At 67.4% G+C, this 16,995-nt stretch carries 13 protein-coding genes; 4 read left to right on the plus strand and 9 right to left on the minus strand.

Features of this window, described 5'->3' with window-relative positions:
* Positions 1-3: 3 nt before the first annotated feature.
* The 3 genes from IMW82_RS12600 to IMW82_RS12610 form a co-directional block, all read right to left on the minus strand.
* Positions 4-1,833, minus strand: a complete 1,830-nt coding sequence (locus IMW82_RS12600) for a sulfotransferase (RefSeq protein WP_211004689.1) — start codon at positions 1,831-1,833, stop codon at positions 4-6.
* 84 nt (positions 1,834-1,917) lie between these two features.
* A complete protein-coding gene (locus IMW82_RS12605; protein WP_244754302.1) occupies positions 1,918-4,791 on the minus strand; it encodes a TonB-dependent receptor plug domain-containing protein in 2,874 nt (957 codons plus the stop codon).
* Between the two features lie 498 nt (positions 4,792-5,289).
* A complete protein-coding gene (locus tag IMW82_RS12610) occupies positions 5,290-6,081 on the minus strand; it encodes an AMP nucleosidase (protein ID WP_108470585.1) in 792 nt (263 codons plus the stop codon).
* Positions 6,082-6,292: 211 nt separating this feature from the next.
* On the opposite strand from IMW82_RS12610, the gene IMW82_RS12615 reads away from it, so the two are divergent.
* Complete coding sequence (locus IMW82_RS12615) at positions 6,293-7,231, plus strand: DegV family protein (RefSeq protein WP_211004691.1); 939 nt, start codon at positions 6,293-6,295, stop codon at positions 7,229-7,231.
* A 7-nt stretch (positions 7,232-7,238) separates the two neighbouring features.
* On the opposite strand, the gene IMW82_RS12620 is transcribed toward IMW82_RS12615, so the two are convergent.
* Positions 7,239-8,021, minus strand: a complete 783-nt coding sequence (locus tag IMW82_RS12620; RefSeq protein WP_211004692.1) for an SDR family oxidoreductase — start codon at positions 8,019-8,021, stop codon at positions 7,239-7,241.
* Between the two features lie 102 nt (positions 8,022-8,123).
* On the opposite strand from IMW82_RS12620, the gene IMW82_RS12625 reads away from it, so the two are divergent.
* Positions 8,124-8,333: a hypothetical protein gene (locus tag IMW82_RS12625; RefSeq protein ID WP_211004693.1), complete on the plus strand. Its 210-nt coding sequence runs from the start codon at positions 8,124-8,126 to the stop codon at positions 8,331-8,333.
* Positions 8,334-8,344: 11 nt separating this feature from the next.
* Here IMW82_RS12625 and sppA read toward each other — a convergent pair whose 3' ends face one another.
* A complete protein-coding gene (gene sppA, locus IMW82_RS12630) occupies positions 8,345-10,225 on the minus strand; it encodes a signal peptide peptidase SppA (protein WP_211004694.1) in 1,881 nt (626 codons plus the stop codon).
* Between the two features lie 40 nt (positions 10,226-10,265).
* Positions 10,266-11,651 carry an MATE family efflux transporter gene (locus tag IMW82_RS12635; protein WP_108470580.1) on the minus strand — a complete coding sequence of 462 codons (1,386 nt, stop codon included), beginning with the start codon at positions 11,649-11,651 and terminating at the stop codon, positions 10,266-10,268.
* Positions 11,652-11,757: 106 nt separating this feature from the next.
* Here IMW82_RS12635 and IMW82_RS12640 point away from each other — a divergent pair, with 106 nt between their 5' ends.
* Complete coding sequence (locus tag IMW82_RS12640) at positions 11,758-12,960, plus strand: DUF3667 domain-containing protein (protein WP_211004695.1); 1,203 nt, start codon at positions 11,758-11,760, stop codon at positions 12,958-12,960.
* A 401-nt stretch (positions 12,961-13,361) separates the two neighbouring features.
* On the plus strand, positions 13,362-15,536 hold the full coding sequence (locus IMW82_RS12645; protein ID WP_211004696.1) for a primosomal protein N': 2,175 nt from the start codon (positions 13,362-13,364) through the stop codon (positions 15,534-15,536).
* A gap of 6 nt (positions 15,537-15,542) precedes the next feature.
* Here the strand turns inward: IMW82_RS12645 and tatC are convergent, their stop codons facing one another.
* Genes tatC through tatA form a run of 3 tightly spaced genes read right to left on the minus strand, consistent with a single transcriptional unit; the run spans position 15,543 to position 16,965 of the window.
* On the minus strand, positions 15,543-16,301 hold the full coding sequence (gene tatC / locus IMW82_RS12650) for a twin-arginine translocase subunit TatC (protein WP_211004697.1): 759 nt from the start codon (positions 16,299-16,301) through the stop codon (positions 15,543-15,545).
* Entirely contained in the window at positions 16,288-16,707 is a 420-nt protein-coding gene (gene tatB, locus IMW82_RS12655) for a Sec-independent protein translocase protein TatB (RefSeq protein ID WP_211004698.1), read from the minus strand. Before tatB ends, tatC begins: the two co-directional genes overlap by 14 nt.
* Before the next feature lie 18 nt (positions 16,708-16,725).
* The gene (gene tatA, locus IMW82_RS12660; protein WP_211004699.1) at positions 16,726-16,965 is read right to left on the minus strand and encodes a twin-arginine translocase TatA/TatE family subunit; all 240 of its coding nucleotides are present in this window, start codon (positions 16,963-16,965) and stop codon (positions 16,726-16,728) included.
* Between the last annotated feature and the right edge of the window lie 30 nt (positions 16,966-16,995).

A 16,995-nucleotide genomic window follows, 5' to 3' on the forward strand; every position in this document is an offset into this window, starting at 1 on the left:
CGATCAGGCGCCGGCAGGCTCGTCCGCATCCGCAACCGAATAGCCCCAGTGCCGGAGCATCGGGTCGAGGATCGGCAGCGCCGGGGCCAGCGCCTCGCGATAGCGCTTCCAGCGATCGAGGCCCTTGCGGTTCACCGGCTGGGTGACCTGCGCGTAGCTCGGCGTGGCGATGAAGCCCTTGTCGCGCGCGTGGCGATCGAAATGCAGCAGCGGCGTGGCGTCTTCCAGTCCGAGGAAGTCGGCGATGCGCCGCGTCTGCGCCGCCGGGTCGGCCACCAGGTCCTCGTAGCGGGAAACGAACACGTTCGGCTGAAACAGCGCCACGTCGTGCAGCCAGCACTCCATCGCCGTCACGTAGGCGGTCGCCAGCTTCTCCATCGAGGCGCACGCCACCGCCAGCACGGCCGCACGAAAATTCTGCATGTAGTTGCTGACCAGCACGTCGCACGGGTGACGCAGCGCGAGGATGAACTTCGCATCGGGGAACAGCCGGTAGATCAGCGGCAGCCACAGCATGTTCAGCGGATTCTTGTCGACCAGCTGCGCACTCCAGCGCCGCTGGATCTTCGAGCAGACCAGGCTCACGTAACCTTTGCGCAACTCGTCGCAGGCGTGCTGGTCGAGCTTGTGCAGATCCTGCGGCACCACGACGCCGTGATCGGCAAGCTGGTCGGAAAGGATGGTGAAGAACGGCCGCTCGTCCATCGACTGCAGCGCCGGATGGGCGTCGAGCATCAACTCCAGCAGCGTGGTTCCCGAGCGCGGGAAGCCCACGATGAACACGGGCGAGTTCGCGCTGTCCGGACCCTGCAGCGCGGGCCAGCGCCGGAATTCCTCGACACCGATGCGCTCCACCGCCGCCGGAAGCACCGGTGCACCGGGATCGAAGCGACGCGGCGCGTTGTGCTTCAGCTCCTCGATCTGTCGCGCATGCGCCTCGTGCAGCGCAGCGGCCGCGCCCGGGTAATCGCGCAGCTTGTCGCAGGCCTCGGCCAGGGAGAAGAAATGCGCATAATCGTCGGGTGTGCGCGGTCCGGCTTGCTCAAGCAGCCGCCGCGCCTGTTCGGTTTGCCCGCATCGCAACGCAAGCTTCGCGCGCTGGTGGACGATCTCCAGCTGCGCCTCGACATCCAGTACCGGATGATTGCGCTCCACCTGATCAAGCAGGGCCGCGCTGCCGTCGAGGTCGTTGACACGTTCGTAGACGGCCGCCAGCAGCAGGCGTGCCGGGAGATGACCTGGCGTGCGCGCAAGCAGTTCCTCCAGCAGCACGCGCGCGATGTTCGCCTCGCCGAGCACGAGTTGCAGGTCGGCGAGTTCCAGCTGCAGCGGATCGTCCAGCGAAGTCCAGTCGCGCCAGGGACGGAGCAGCTCCTCCGCGCGCGAGTCGCGGCAGGCCGAACAGGCGCGCGCGGCATGGATGCGCACCGCCGGCGACGCGGGATCCAGCGCAAGGGCGCGCAGCAGCGTGTCGCGGGCGACCGGATAATCCTTTCGTTCGAGCTGCAGCAGGCCCAGGTTGGTCAGCTGCTCCTCATTGTCCGGCGCCAGTGCGATCGAACGCAGGTAGGCGTCCTCGGCTTCCTGTATGCGCCCCGCCTCACGCAGCGCGGTCGCGTAATTGCCCCAGTGCAGCGAGTCGTCGGGGTGCTTCTGCGCCAAGGCCGCGTAAACCTCCAGCGCCTCGGCCAAACGGCCCTGCTGCTGCAGGCCGATCGCCAGAAACAAGGCAAGGTCCGGATCGTCGGGGCGCTCGGCCAGGGCGGCTCGGGAAAGGCGCTCCGCCTCGGCCGGCCGGCCGGATTGCAGGGCGCTGAGAATGTCGTTGATCACGAGTGGGCAACTATCCAAAAGAAAAAGCCGCGCGGGTAACCCGCGCGGCTCGTCAGCTTCAGCTACTCAGTGCTTTCCAGTCAATCAGAACGACACCGTCACGCGAGCCCAGTAGTAGCGGCCCTGCAGGTCGAAGTCGCTCGGATCGGTGTTGGCATTGAGCGTATTGTTGGCGTACAGGAACGGCGGCTGCTTGTCGAACAGGTTGTTCACGCCCAGATCGATACGGGTGTTGAGCGGCTCGAAGTTGTAGCCGACCGACACGTCGTTGTAGATCGTCGCGCCGTACTTGAGCACCACGCCCGGCAGACCCTGCACCGGGTTCGTGTCCTGCGACAGGCTCTTCGAGCCGTTGCGGAACGCGCCGATGTAGCGCATGCGCCAGGAAGCACTCCAGTCGCCCAGGTTCCAGTTCGCGAAGCCGCTGCCGCGCCAGCGCGGGAACAGGCACACGCCGCCACCGCTCGGGCAGGTCGACGCCTGGCTGGAGCCGAACGGCATGAAGTGGCCAGCGTCGTGGAACACCGTGTTGGCACTGGTGCCCGGCGCGGTCTGCTGGTCATAGCGCGACATGTAGGTCCCATCCAGGCCCACCACGAACTTGCCGAACGAGAATTCCGGCAGCTTGTAGCGAGCCGAGAAGTCGACACCGCCCACGTCCGTGCGACCCAGGTTGCCGGTCGGCTCGACGATCTGCGCGATCTGGCCGGGGTTGGCGCTGCCGGCCGGGAAGCGGGTGATCAGCGGGCAGTACTGGCTGATGCCGGCATAGCAGAGGTCGAGCACGGTCTGCGCGCCGATCGAGGAGATCGTGTCCTTCAGGTACATGTGCCATACGTCGGCACTGAACGACAGACCCGGCACGTAGCTCGGCGAGTAGACGAAGCCGACGTCGAACGACTTGCCCTTCTCCGGCCCCAGCGGGAACCCGGCGTACTTCGAGCCGGAGGAAATGCCCTTGATCTGCTGGCCGAGCGCCACGTCCTGGTTCACGAAGCTGCCATCGGTCGGCACGCCCACGCAGGCCGGATTGGCGGTGGTGATGCCGTCGCAGGGGTCGCTGCTGAGCTTCGGTGCGTCGCTGATCGGCGCGCCGAAGACGTTGCCGATGGTCGGCGCACGGAACACCTCGGACACCGTGCCACGCAGCAGCAGGTCGGCGATCGGCTTGTATTCCACCGCGAACTTGGTGTTGTTGGTGCTGCCGAAGGTGCTGTACTTCGAGTAGCGGTCACCGATGGTGACGTTCAGCGACTGTGCGAAGGGCAGATCGGTCAACACCGGCACGAACACCTCGGCGTAGGCCTCCTTCACGTTGTAGCCGCCACGCAGCGGCGAGCTGCACTGGCTGCCCAGGGTGCAGTTGCCGGTGGCCGGATCGATCAGCAGCAGCGGATCGATTTCCGAGCGGGTGTATTCCTTGCGGTAGGAAGCGCCCGCGGCCAGCTGCACGGTGCCGGCCGGCAGGTCGAACAGGCCGCCGTTGACATCGGCCGAGTAGACCCGCTCGATCGCGAAGTTGTTGCTGATCGCCGGCACGGCTGCCGCCTGCAGGGCGGCGACCGAGTTGGGGTCGAACAGGTTGAACGGGTTGAACGGCGTGCAGCCGGCCGCCCCCGAATCGCAAACCACCTTGCCGGTGGTGGCATCCAGATGCGACGGACCCAGGTCCGCGTTGATCTTGTCCTGGTTGGGCAGACCGCGGGTGATGGTCTGCTGCGAGAAGTGGCCGTAACTCATGCCCACGTCCCAGTTCCAGTCGTGGTTCAGCAGGTTGAAGTCACCCTTGAAACCGGTGTGGATCTGGTCGGTGGTGGTGCCGTAGTTGGCCGCGCGATTGCCGGCGGACACCAGGCGCGCACGGTAGTCCAGACCGGACCCCGAATACTCCTGGCCGAACGGGTTGTAGTAGCTGTTGGCCGAGATCACCGCGCCGTAGATCGAGCCCAGCAGCGCCGGGGCGAGCTGGAAGCCCGAGCTGGTCTTGTTGTGGTACGCGTCCATGTAGGCCTGGACGTGGTCGCCCAGGTTGTAGGTGCCCTTCAGCCACAGGCTGGTGCGCTCCTGCGGGGTCTGGATCAGGTTGACCGTCGCGTAGTTGTACTTGTCGGCATTGGTGAAGCAGTGGTAGTCAGTGGCGATGTTCTGGCCGCTGGCACCCGGATTCAGCGCCACGTTCTTGCAGTTGTACTGTCCCGGGCCGGTGCCCCGATACTGGGTCGGCAACTGGATGCGCCCGTAGGCCGGGAAGCTGGAGCCACCGATATAGCTGTAGATCGGGGTCTGGCTGCTGCCGTAGATCGACACCGCGTTCTTGGAGAAGTCGCGGTTCTTGGCCTCCACGGCTTCCGTCTTGTTGTAGTCGACGCCGCCCATGATGCTGCCCTTGTCGGACGTCTGGCCGAACGTGAAGGTGTAACCCTTCGTGCGACCGTCAGCATGGCCGGACTGACCGTAGTTCACCGTGAACTGCGCGCCCTGGTAGTCCTTCTTCAGGATGAAGTTGACCACGCCGCCGATGGCGTCGGAGCCATACACCGAGGAGGCGCCATCGGTTAGCACTTCGATGCGCTCGATCATGTCGGCCGGGATCGAGTTCGGATCGCCGTTGATGATGCGCTTGCCGTCGATCAGGATCAGGGTGCGCTGGCTGCCCAAGCCGCGCAAGCCGATGCTGCTGCCGCCGGTGCCGCCGCTGTTGTTGACCTGCGGGTTGATGTTGCCGCCGGTCACCGCCGGCAGCTGCTGCACGATGTCGCCCAGCGTCAGCTTGCCGGTGGCCTTGATCTGCGCGGCGTCAATGGTCACGACCGGGTTGGACGTTTCCAGGTCCACGCGGCGGATGTGCGAGCCGGTGACCACGACGGTCTGCAGCGTTTTTGCCTTGTCCTGGTTGGCCTGACTGGCCGTGTCCTGCGTAGTCGTATCCTGCGCGAAGGCCGTGGTTGACGCACCCATGGCAATGACAGCACCCAGCGAAAGACCCAGGCGGACTGCCGAAGAAAGTTTCTTGACCCCAAGTTTCATGAAAACACCCTCCGAATAATTAAAAACATTCCGATGGGCTGCTGCCCCGGACCGGAAAATCCCTGCCCAAAACCTCAACCTCGGCCTTAACCTTCCCAAACCCATGAACCTCAGACTCACGGAACTCCCGATCCGGGTCGATACCGCGACAGGCAACAACGTCGTGTGACACGCAGCACATCTCTGCCTTTTCATGACTGCCAGTGCCCTGCCCCGGTAGCGCGAGGCAGAGCCAATCCTGTCATGGAACTTGATGCAGCCGGTCCGGTCTGATGCCTATTTATCACGCCTCATTTACATACTGTCAACAAATTTTATACTGCATGAACTTGCGCCCGGGGTTGATTCAGGCTGTTTTGGCAAGCCGCTGCCTGGCTTACCGGAGGGGCAGACCGGCCTCCGCCAGCCGATCTTGCCGCTGGAGCGCGGCTATTCTGTCTCCCCGTCCGCCTCGAAGCGCAGGTGCTTCACGCTGCGCCCGTTGCGGCGCACCAATTTGAGCGCCTCGATGCCGATCTTGATGTGGGCCTCGACGAAGCGCGAGGTGATGGCGCGGTCGCTGGCTTCGGTCTTCACGCCTTCCGGGATCATCGGCTGGTCCGATACCAGCAGCAGCGCGCCGCAGGGGATCCGGTTGGCGAAGCCGGCGGCGAAGATCGTGGCGGTTTCCATGTCCACCGCCATGCAGCGGGTGCGCCGCAGGTAGGCCTTGAAGGTCTCGTCGTGTTCCCACACGCGCCGGTTGGTGGTGTACACCGTGCCGGTCCAGTAATCGTGGCCGAGGTCGCGGATCATGGTGGAGACGGCGCGCTGCAGCTGGAACGCCGGCAACGCCGGCACTTCCGGCGGCAGGTAATCGTTGCTGGTGCCTTCGCCGCGGATCGCCGCGATCGGCAGCACCAGGTCACCCAGCTGGTTCTTCTTCTTCACGCCGCCGCACTTGCCCAGGAACAGCGCCGCCTTCGGCTCGATCGCACCGAGCAGGTCCATCATGGTGGCCGCATTGGGGCTGCCCATGCCGAAGTTGATCAGGGTGATGCCGTCGGCGGTGGCGTTCGGCATCGGCCGGTCGCGGCCCTGCACTTCCACACCGTGCCACTGCGCGAACAGCTCCACGTAGTGGCCGAAGTTGGTCAGCAGGATGTGCTCGCCGAATTGTTCGAGCGGCGTGCCGGTATAGCGCGGCAGCCAGTTGGAGACGATTTCCTGTTTGCTTTTCATGGGGGATGGTACTCGTGCGCGTTACCGGCGACGCCACGCCAGCTGGATGCCATGTCTGTAGTCACTGCATGTTAGTGGCTGTTCGTCGCGGGCGGGACGGCCCACTGGCTGCCCGGGCGCTTCGCTCCAGGCAACTTTCGGTTGACGCCACAGTCCCTCTTTGCATGTTATGTTCGATTTGCCATTCATGACGGGGGGAAACGTGATGCGAATGGGCCTGGCCATTGATGCATCCTGCGACTTGTCGCAGGAGTTCCTGCGGAAGAACAACGTCTCGATCATGCCGATCACCGTGAAGGTGGATAGTGAAACCTTCATGGATGACCGCCGGCCGGAAGAGCTCCAGCGCTTCATCGACCGCCGGCTCGGCAGCCGCAGCCACTCGGCGGAAACCGAACCGTGCCCGGTGGAGGAGGTGCAGAAGCTGTTCCTCGAAAAACTCGTGCTGGAGCAGGATTGCGTGTTCTGCCTGACCATCACCGCCACCCGCAGCCCGATCAACGAACATGTGAACCGCGCCAGCTTCGCGATCCTCAAGAGCTATCGCCAGGTGCGCGAACAGGCGGCCATCCCCGGCCCGTTCATGATGCGTGTCGTCGACACCCGCAATGTCTTCGCGGGAACCGCGCCGGCCATTTACGAAGCGGCACGGCTGATCGCCGCCGATGTGCCGCCCGCCACGATCCGCGAACGCCTCACCCATATCGCCAACAACAGTTACGGCTACATGCTGCCGCGCGACCTGATCCACCTGCGCAACCGCATCAAGAAGCGGGGTGATCGCAGTGTCAGCCTGCTCAGTGCGATGGTCGGCACGGCGCTGGACATCAAGCCGCTGCTGCGCTGCTTCCGCGGCGAAACCGGCCCGGTCGGCAAGGTGCGCGGCTTCGAGCATGGTGCCGAGGTGCTGTTCAACTACGCCGCGCAGCGGGTACGCGCCGGCCTGCTGGTGCCGGTGGTCTGCGTCAGCTACGGCGGCGACCTCGCCGTGCTGTCGCACCTGCCCGGCTATATCGAGCTGCGCCAGGCCTGCGAGGAATGCGGCGTCGAATTGATGGAAGCACCGATGAGCATCACCGGCATGGTCAACGTGGGCGAAGGTGCCGTGACGCTGGGTTTTGCCGCCGAGGAACACGTCGCCGAGTTCTGACGCCTGTTCAGAACCCGTAATTGAGGAAGCCGCCGTCCACCGCCAGCACCTGGCCGGTGATGTAGCTGGCCGCCGGCAGGCACAGGAAGGCGATCGCGGCAGCCACCTCCTCCGGCTCGCCGATGCGCTTGAGCGGGGTGCGCTCGAGCACCTCGTCCAGGTAGTCGGCGTCGGCCAGCGCCGGGTCGGTACGCTGGGTGCGGATGTACCACGGCGCCACCGCGTTGACGCGGATGCCGTCCACCGCCCATTCGGCCGCCAGGTTGCGGCTGAGCTGGTGCAGTGCCGCCTTGCTCATGCCGTACGGCGCGCCGGTGCGCACGTGGGTGATGCCGGAGACCGAACCCACGTTGACGATCGCCGCGTTGGCATGCTGCACCAGCTGCGGATGCGCCAGCCGGCACATCTCGAAGGCGGAGAACAGGTTCTGCTCGAAGATCGCGCGGTAATCGTCCTCACGATAGTCCAGCGTGGCGCCGGGCTGGTTGCCGCCGGCGTTGTTGACCAGCAGCGACACCGGTGCGCCGAGGTCGGCGATCCAGTCGAACACCGCCAGGCGATCCTCCGCCTCGACCAGGTCCGCGCCAAACGCCAGCACCTCGACGTCGGCGAATTCATCGGCCAGCTCCACCCGTACCTGTTCGAGATGATCCTCGTCGCGCGCCACCAGCAACAGGTTGGCGCCGAGGCCGGCCAGCTCGCGCGCGGTGGCGTAGCCGATGCCCTTGCTGGCGCCGGTGACCAGGGCGGTGTGGCTGTGCAGTTGCCAGGCATCGAGGCGGCTGTTCATGGGCGCAGCTTAAAGCGTCGATCACGCCACGCCTAGGCGGCGCCTTGCCTGCGGCGGGGCATGGCGGGACACTCGGCGGGTCGATCCCGCGCGAGAACTGCCATGAAGCCGCTGCCGCTCCTGCTCTGCATCCTTGCCCTCGGCGCCTGCTCCAGCAAGCCGCCGGAGCCCCAGGCCAAGTCGGCGGCAGCCGACACCGCCACGCCGTTCGACGCGCTGAAGGCCGACGAGCAGCGCGCCAGGGACGTGCAGAAGACGGTCGACAAGCAGGCCGAGGAACAGCGCAAGCAGATCGAGGCGCAATCGCAGTAGGCGCTACCGGCTCAGCGCGGGCTGCACAGACAGTCCGCGTAGATGTTCGGTGTGCCGGCCTTCGCGTTGCGCAACAGCTGCAGTTCCGGCGCCAGCGCCGGCAGTTGAGCGAACCAGCTCGGCAGGCGCACGCCCCACGACCGCAGCAGGTGCACGCCGGCGCCCTGGTTGAGGCCAATCAGGAAGCGCTCGAAGCCGCCCAGCGGCGCCTCCACGTAGCGCACCGGGTAGCCCTGGCCCAGCTTGGCCAGGGCGGCCGCATCGGCGACGGCGGCCTGCAGCCCGCCGAGCTGGTCGACCAGGCCGCGCTCGAGCGCCTGCTGGCCGGTCCACACCCTGCCCTGCGCGATCGCGTCGATCGCCTCGTAGCTCTTGCCGCGCGCCTTGGCCACGTTGCCGACGAAGTCGCGGTAGCCCTTGTCGATGATCGCCTGGATCACCGTGCCGACCTTCGGATCGAGCGGGCGGCTGATGTCGAACGCGCCGGCCATCGGCCCGGTGCCGACGCCGTCGCTCTGGATGCCGAGCTTGGCCAGCGTGTTCGGCACCGTGTAGTACATGCCGAAGATGCCGATCGAGCCGGTGATGGTGTTCGGCTCGGCATAGATCCGGTTCGCGTTCATCGCGATCCAGTAGCCGCCGCTGGCCGCCACGTCGCCCATCGACACCACCACCGGGATGCCCGCGCTGCGGGTCAGTTCGATCTCGCGGCGGATCTGCTCGGCCGCGTACACCTCGCCGCCGGGCGAGTTCACCCGCAGCACCAGCGCCTTCGTCTTGCGGTCCTCGCGCGCCTCGCGGATCAGCGCCGCGGTGGATTCGCCGCCAACCGAACCGGCCGCGCGCTTGCCGCCGGCAATCTCGCCCTCGGCCACCACGATCGCCACGCCCGGCGCGAACGCATTGTCGGCATGCTGCACGCCGGCCGCGTAACGGGCGAAGTCGACCTGGCGGAAACTGTGGCCTTTCTTGTCGGCCGGCACGCCTTCCCTGCGCATCATCGCGATCAGCTCGGCGCGGGTGGCCAGGCCGTCGACCAGGTGCTGGCCCAGCGCCAGCTGCGCCAGGTTGCCCTGGGTGCTGGCGATGTGCTGCGGCAGGTTGTCGACGTCGTCGCGCAGCACCGCCGGGTCCAGCTTGCGCAGTTGCGCCACTTCGGCGAGGTAGCCGTCCCACAGGCCGCCCATCCAGTAGCTGTCGGCCTGCTTTGCCTCGGCCGAGGCGTGGTCGAGGATGTACGGCTCGGCCGCGCTCTTGAACTCGCCGACGCGGAACAGGTGCACGTCGACGCCGAGCTTGTCCAGCAGGTCCTTGTAGAACAGCCGGTAGTTGGCCAGCCCGGTGAGCATCACGCCGCCCTGCGGGTCGACCAGCAGACGGTCGGCATGCGCGGCCAGGTAGTACTGGCCCTGGTCCAGGTTCACCGCCCACGCGACCACCGGCTTGCCCGCCGCGCGGAAGCGGTCCAGCGCCGCGCCGACCTCGCGCAGCGCGGCAAAGCCGCCGCCCTGCAGCTCGTCCGGCAGCAGCAGGATGCGGCTGATCCGCTTGTCCTTGGCCGCGGCGTCGATCGCATCGACCAGGTCGCGCAGCTGCACCTGCTTCGGCTGCTCGCCGGACAGGCCGGCCAGTGCGCGCTGCAACGGTTCGACGCTGTACTGCTCGACCAGCTGGCCCTGCGGCTTGATCACCAGCACGCTGTCGTCCTGCACCGCACGCTCCATCCGGCTGCCGACGATACCGGCGGTCAGCAGCAACAGCAGCACGGCCAGCACGCCGAAGAACACCAGGTTGAGGATCACCAGCCGCAGCAGGTTGATGCCGCGTCCGAGCGTACGCAGGAAGGCCCAGAAACCGTGGCGGCGGGGTAGTAGCGGTGGTGGCAGCGTCATGTAGGCAGGTATCCGGAAGCGTCGGGGCCAGCGTAGCCGGTCAGGCCGGTGCGGTCATCGGCAGGTGGCGGCGCCAGCGCTGTTTCCACGCGCTGCGCCAGAAACGGGTGAACAGCATGACCGCCGCCACGGACAGGCCCGCGATCAGGCCGATCCACATCCCGCGTGCGCCCATGCCGTGGTGGAAGGCCAGCCACCAGCCCACCGGCATGCCCACCACCCAGTACGAGAACAAGGTGATCGCCATCGGCACGCGGGTGTCCTTCAAGCCGCGCAACGCGCCGTTGGCCGCGACCTGGACGCCGTCGGAAAACTGGAACAGCCCGGCCAGCATGATCAGCTGCGCGGCCAGCGCGATCACCTTCGGCTCGTGCGTGTACAGCGAGGCGATGAAGTGCGGCAGGCCCAGCATCAGGGCGGCCGAGAACAGCTGGGTAAGCAGGGTCAGGCCGATCCCGCAGAAGCCGGCGTAGCGCACGCCGCGCTCGTCGCCGCGGCCCACCGCGTTGCCCACCCGCACGGTGATCGCCATCGCCAGGCCGAGCGGGATCATGAAGAACAGCGAGGCGATGTTGATCGCCACCTGGTGGCTGGCGATCACGTCCTCGCCCAGCGTGGCGATGATCAGCGCGGTGGCCACGAACAGCCCGGCCTCGGCCAGCAGGGTCACCGCCATCGGCAGGCCGATGTGCACCAGCTGGCCGATCCGGCGCAGATGCGGCCACTCGAAGCGCTCGAACAGGCCCAGCCCGCGGTAGTTGCGCCGGAAGATCACGTAGACGCCGAATGCCAGCATCTCCAGCCACAGCACGATCGCGGTGGCCACGCCGCAGCCATGCGCGCCCTGCGGCGGGATGCCCAGCTTGCCGAACATCAGCACGTAGCCCAGCGGCACCAGCAGCACCAGCCCGCCGAGGCTGAAATACATCGATGGCCGGGTCAGCGACAGCCCCTCGGACAGGCCGCGCAGCGCGAAGTAGCAGGTCAGCGCCGGCGCACCCCAGCTGATCGCCAGCAGGAAACGCTGCACGTCGTGACGCAGGCTCGCCGTCACCCCGATCAGCTCGATCAGCGGCCCGGCATGGCGCACCGCGAACCACAGCAGCACGCCCATGCCCAGCGCCAGCCACAGCGCCTGGTGGAACACCGCGCCCACTTCACCGCGGCGACCGGCGCCGTCGAGCTGCGCCACCGACGGCGGCACCGCCATCATCATGCCGATGCCGCAGACGATCGCCAGCGACCAAATGCTGGCGCCCACCGCCACCGCGCCCAGCACGTGCGCACTGACGTGGCCGGCCAGCACCGCGTCGATCACGTTGCTGCCGACCGCCGCCAGCTGGGCGGCGATCAACGGCAACGCGAGGCGCACGGTAGCGCGCACCTCGTGCCGCAGATGGGCGCGCTCGGGACGGAAAGGTTTCATCGGTCAAGCAGACTCCAGGGCCGGCCATTCTACCTGAGCCATAGGTCACGCCCGGCCGGCCGCTGCCTTGTGCGAAGATCCCCCGCTGCACCGGACGGAAACCGCGATGAAGCAGCTGACCAGCCACGAAGGATTGCACTGCGCCAACTGCGGCGCCGCAATGCAGGGCGAGTTCTGCCATGAGTGCGGGCAGTCGATCCACAGCGTGCTGAAGCCGATGCACCACATGGTCGAGGAAACCGTCGAGACGGTGCTGCACATCGACAGCCGCATCGTGCACACGCTGCCGCCGCTGCTGCTGAAGCCCGGCTTCCTCACCCTGGAATATTTCGCCGGCCGACGGGTGCGCTACATCGCGCCGTTCCGGCTGATGTTCGTGCTGTGCCTGCTGTCATTCTTCGTCTTTCACCTGGCCATCGACCAGTTCGCCGACAAGCTCCCCGCGAACGGCCATCCACTGGTAAGTGTGGACAGCAGTGCGATCGAGGCCGCCACCAGCCCGGCCGAAGTGCGCAAGGCGCTGCAGGACGAACTGGATGGCCTGCAGAACGCCCGGAACACCGGCGTGTTGCCGCCGAACGTACTGGAGCAAGCCCGTGTTGGCGAACAGGAACTGCGTCAGGCAGCCAATCAGCGCCTCGCCGCACTTGGCGCGGCACCGATGTCGGCCGCCTCGCTCGCCGCGCCGCCGGCAGCCGCGACGGTGGGACCCGCCAGCGACACCAGGCCGCGCGACACCCAACGCAAGGCATCCGGGGGCGAATCGGGATCGGTCCGGATCGCCTGGCTGCCGGACGTGGCCAACGCGCGCCTGACCGCCCTTGGCCGCCAGTTCCAGAAGAACTGGGACACCTTCAAGCATGGCGATCCCGCGGCCAGCGCCGAGGCGAAGCAGCGGATGATCAACGGCGTGTTCAGCGCACTGCCACCGACCATGTTCGTGATGATTCCGGTCTTCGCGATCCTGCTGAAGCTGTTCTACGTATTCCGCCGGCGGCTGTACATGGAGCATCTGATCGTGGCCCTGCACAGCCATGCGTTCATGTTCCTCAGCCTGCTGCTGATCACCCTTGCCGGCATGCTGTCGACCTGGCTGCGACCGCACGCGGCATGGACCGGCTATGCGCTGGGCTGGCTGCAGGCCGCGCTGATCCTGTGGATCCCGACCTACCTCCTGATCATGCAGAAACGTGTCTATCACCAGGGCTGGCCGATGACCCTGCTGAAATTCTGGTTCGTCGGCTGGTGCTACTTCTGGCTGCTGATGTTCGCCTTGATGGTCGCCTTGGTGCTTGGGGTGGCCCACTGAGGCCGCTTTCCGGCCGGCGGCAGGACGGGTTTTGCACAGCGTCATGAACCTGTCAAGGCAACCGCTGCCAGCTTGTGAATTATGTGAACTGCGCCCGGATGCCATTTGCAGGCTATTGAAGAAAAAGGATTTTTTTTCGTGAACAAAACCTCGTCAGACTGTCGTGAAAGGCGCCACGACGCGCTTTGAGCCCGCCCCTCCCCGCTGCATCCACAGACTTATCCACAGCCGTTGTGGATAAGCGCAAAAACCTCCCGGGGATAGCGACTTACCTGCAACTCCTCGATAACCGGGCAGCAAGTTCGCGCAACTCCTCTGGCCCGATTCACCTGATATCGCAGCTATCGAAACCTGAGGCCTCGCGGACGCCGCAGTTACACTGGGCCGCCACGAGGTAGCCCATGCCCGCCGTCCTTCGCGTCGCCCTGCCGGTACCCCTGCCCACCCTGTTCGACTACCTGCCGCCCGCGGCGGGCGAGGCCGGCGTGGGCAGCCGGGTGCTGGTGCCGTTCGGCCGCCACAAGCTGGTCGGCGTGGTGGTGGCGATCGACGCCGAAGCTGCCGTCGGCAGCAGCCGGCTGAAGCAGGTGCTGCGCCCGCTCGACGACGACGCGCTGCTCGACCCCGAGCTGATGCAGACGCTGGCCTGGGCCGCCGACTACTGGCTCGGCGCGCCGGGCGAGGCCTACGCCAATGCCTTGCCGCTGGCCCTGCGCGAAGCGAAGCCACTGCCGCCGATCGGCGACGAATACTGGTCGCTCACCGGCGCCGGCCACAGCGCCCACGACGCCGGCAGCCGCCGTGGCGGCAGCAAGGCCCTGCTGGACTTGCTGGCGGCCGGCGCGTTGAGTGCACAGGAGTTGAACGAACGCCAGCCCGGCTGGCGCGACGCGGCACGCCGGCTGGCCACCGCCGGCCTGCTCGAGCGCAGCGAACGACCGCCGCCCGCTCGTCCGCGCCCGCCGACGCTGGCGCCGCAACTCAGCGACGAGCAGCAACAGGCGGTCGCCGCCGTCGACGCCAGCCTCGGCCGTTACCAGCCTTTCCTGCTCGACGGCGTCACCGGCAGCGGCAAGACCGAGGTCTACCTGGCCTTGATCGAGCAGGTGCTGGCACAGGGCAAGCAGGCGCTGCTGCTGGTGCCGGAGATCGGCCTGGCGCCGCAGACCGTGCGGCGCCTGCGCGAGCGCCTCGGCGTGGTCGTCGAGGTGCTGCACTCCAACCTGTCCGAAGGCGACCGCGCGCGCGCCTGGCTACGCGCCCGCGCCGGCAGCGCACGGGTGATCCTGGGCACGCGCTCGGCGGTGTTCACGCCGCTGCCGCAGGCCGGGCTGATCATCGTCGACGAGGAACACGACAGCGCCTACAAGCAGCAGGAGGGTTTCCGCTACCACGCCCGCGACCTGGCCCTGGTGCGCGCCCGCGCGCTGGGCGTGCCGGTGCTGCTGGGCTCGGGCACGCCCTCGCTGGAATCGCTGGCGAATGCCGCGGCCGGCCGCTACAGCACCCTGCACCTGCGCGCGCGGCCCGGTGCGGTGCGGCCGCCGCAGGTGCAGATCATCGACATGCGCGCGCAGCGGCTGGAGCACGGCATGTCGCCGGCGCTGCTCGGCGCCGTGGCGGAGACGGTGGCGCGCGGCGAGCAGGCGCTGGTGTTCCGCAACCGCCGCGGCTACGCGCCGGTGCTGCTGTGCCACGCCTGCGGCTGGCATGCGGCCTGCCCGCGCTGCGAGTGCCCGCTGACCCTGCACGCGGGCCGGCGCCAGCTGATCTGCCACCATTGCGACTATCGCCAACGCCTGCCCACCGTCTGCCCGACGTGCGGCGCCGGCGACCTGAAGCCGCAGGGCCAGGGCACCGAGCGACTGGAGGAAGCGCTGCTGGCGCAGTTCCCACAAGTACCGGTGCTGCGCGTCGACCGCGAGACCACCCGCCGCCGTGATTCATTCGAGCAATTGCTGGCCACGCTGCGCGACGACCAGCCGGCGATCCTGGTCGGCACGCAGATGCTGGCCAAGGGCCACGACCTGCCCAACCTCACCCTGGTCGCGATCGTGGGCGTGGACGAGGGCCTGCACAGCATCGACTTCCGCGCCGGCGAACGGCTGGCGCAACTGGTAGTGCAGGTGGCCGGCCGCGCCGGCCGCGCGCGCAAGCCCGGCCGCGTGCTGCTGCAGACGCACCAGCCGGAACACCCGCTGCTGCGCAGCCTGCTGGCGCACGGTTATGCCGCCGCCGCACGCGAGCTGCTGGCCGAACGCCAGCTGATCCAGCTGCCACCGTACAGCCACCAGGTGCTGTTGCGTGCCGAGGCGCCGCAGCGCGAGCAGGTCGACGCGTTCCTTGCCGCGGCGCACGCCGCGCTGCCGCTCAACGACCAGTGGCAGGTCGCCGGACCGATGCCCGCACCGATGCCGCTGCGCGCGGGCCGGCATCGCGGCCAGTTGTTGCTGGAAGCCAGCAGCCGTCGCACGCTGCACGGCATGCTGCGCTCATGGCAGCTGGCGCTGATCGCGCTGCCGGCGGCGCGCAAGGTGCGCTGGTCGCTGGATGTCGACCCGATCGACCTGTACTGAGTGCGCTCAGCCCGCGTCGGGCTTCAGCGAACCGGGCTTCACCAGCCAGCGCACCGCCAGCATGCCCAGTTCGTAGAGCAGGCACATCGGCACCGCCAGCATGATCATCGAGGTGATGTCCGGCGGCGTGATGAGGGCGGCGATCGCGAACGCGCCGACGATGGCATAGCGCCGGCTGCTGCGCAGCTTGTCCAGGTCGACGATGCCCACCGCGGCGAGGATCACCACCGCCACCGGCACCTCGAAGCACAGCCCGAACGCGAAGAACATCAGCATCACGAAATCGAGGTAGTGGGTGATGTCGGTCATCATCTCCACCCCCTGCGGGGTGATCGCGGTGAGGAAGCGGAACGCCGCCGGCAGCACCAGGAAATAGGCGAACGCACAGCCCATGTAGAACAGCACCAGCGCCGCGGCGAGCAGCGGCCGGGCCAGGCGTTTCTCGTGCTTGTACAGGCCCGGGCTGACAAAGGCCCACAGCTGGTACAGGATCATCGGCATGCTGATGAACAGCGCCGCGTAGAACGCCAGCTTCAACGGGGTGACGAACGGGCTGGCCACCTCGGTGGCAATCAGGTGCGCGCCGGCGGGCAGGCGCGCCACCAGCGGTGCGGCCAGCTCGGTGTACAAGTGGTTGGCGAACGGCACCAGCGCCAGCAGCACCACCAGCACGGTGGCGCTGGCCTTGAGCAGGCGCGAACGCAGTTCCAGCAGGTGCGAGAACAGGCCCTGCTGCAGGTCGACTTCGGGTTCAGGCGTGGCCATGCGGAAGCTCCTCCCGCACCGGCGCGGCGGCATCGGTGAACAGGTCGCCGGTGGCGTGCTCAGGCGCCTCCGCGGCGCTTGTTTCCGGCGCGGCGGCAACCGGCGCAGCCGTCACCGCACCCTGCTCCGCCGACGCGGCGTTCGGCAGGTCGCGCACCTGCGCCAGCGTGGCGTCCAGCTCACCCTGCGCCGCCTCCGCCCGCGCCGCGGCCTCGCGCGCGGCGCGTTTGATCTCCTCGATCTGCAGCTCGCGCTCCACCTCGGCGCGCACGTCGTCCCAGCCGCTGCGCATGCGCCGCAGCAAGGCGCCGGCAGTGCGCGCGGCGCCGGGCAGTTTCTCCGGGCCAAGCACGATCAGCGCGATGAGCGCGAGCAGCACCAGCTTGCCGAAGCTGATCTCGATCATCGCCGCAACCCGTCCGGCTTACTTTGAGTCGCTGGAGTCGCGCTGACTCTGCGTCGCCTTGTCGGCGGGGCTGGCCGGCGGATCGGCGCGCAGACGCTCGGCCTCTTCCTTGCGCCTGGCCTCGTCCTCGTCACCGTTGAGGCCTTTCTTGAAATCCCGCATGGCGCTGCCGAGATCGGAGCCGATGTTGCGCAGCTTGCCGGTGCCGAAGATCACCACCACCACGACCAGCAGGATTATCAGATGCCAGATGCTCATGTATTACCTCGAAAACGGATGGAACCGGAA

The sequence above is a fragment of the Rhodanobacter sp. B2A1Ga4 genome (assembly GCF_018101315.1).
GTDB lineage: Bacteria > Pseudomonadota > Gammaproteobacteria > Xanthomonadales > Rhodanobacteraceae > Rhodanobacter > Rhodanobacter thiooxydans_A.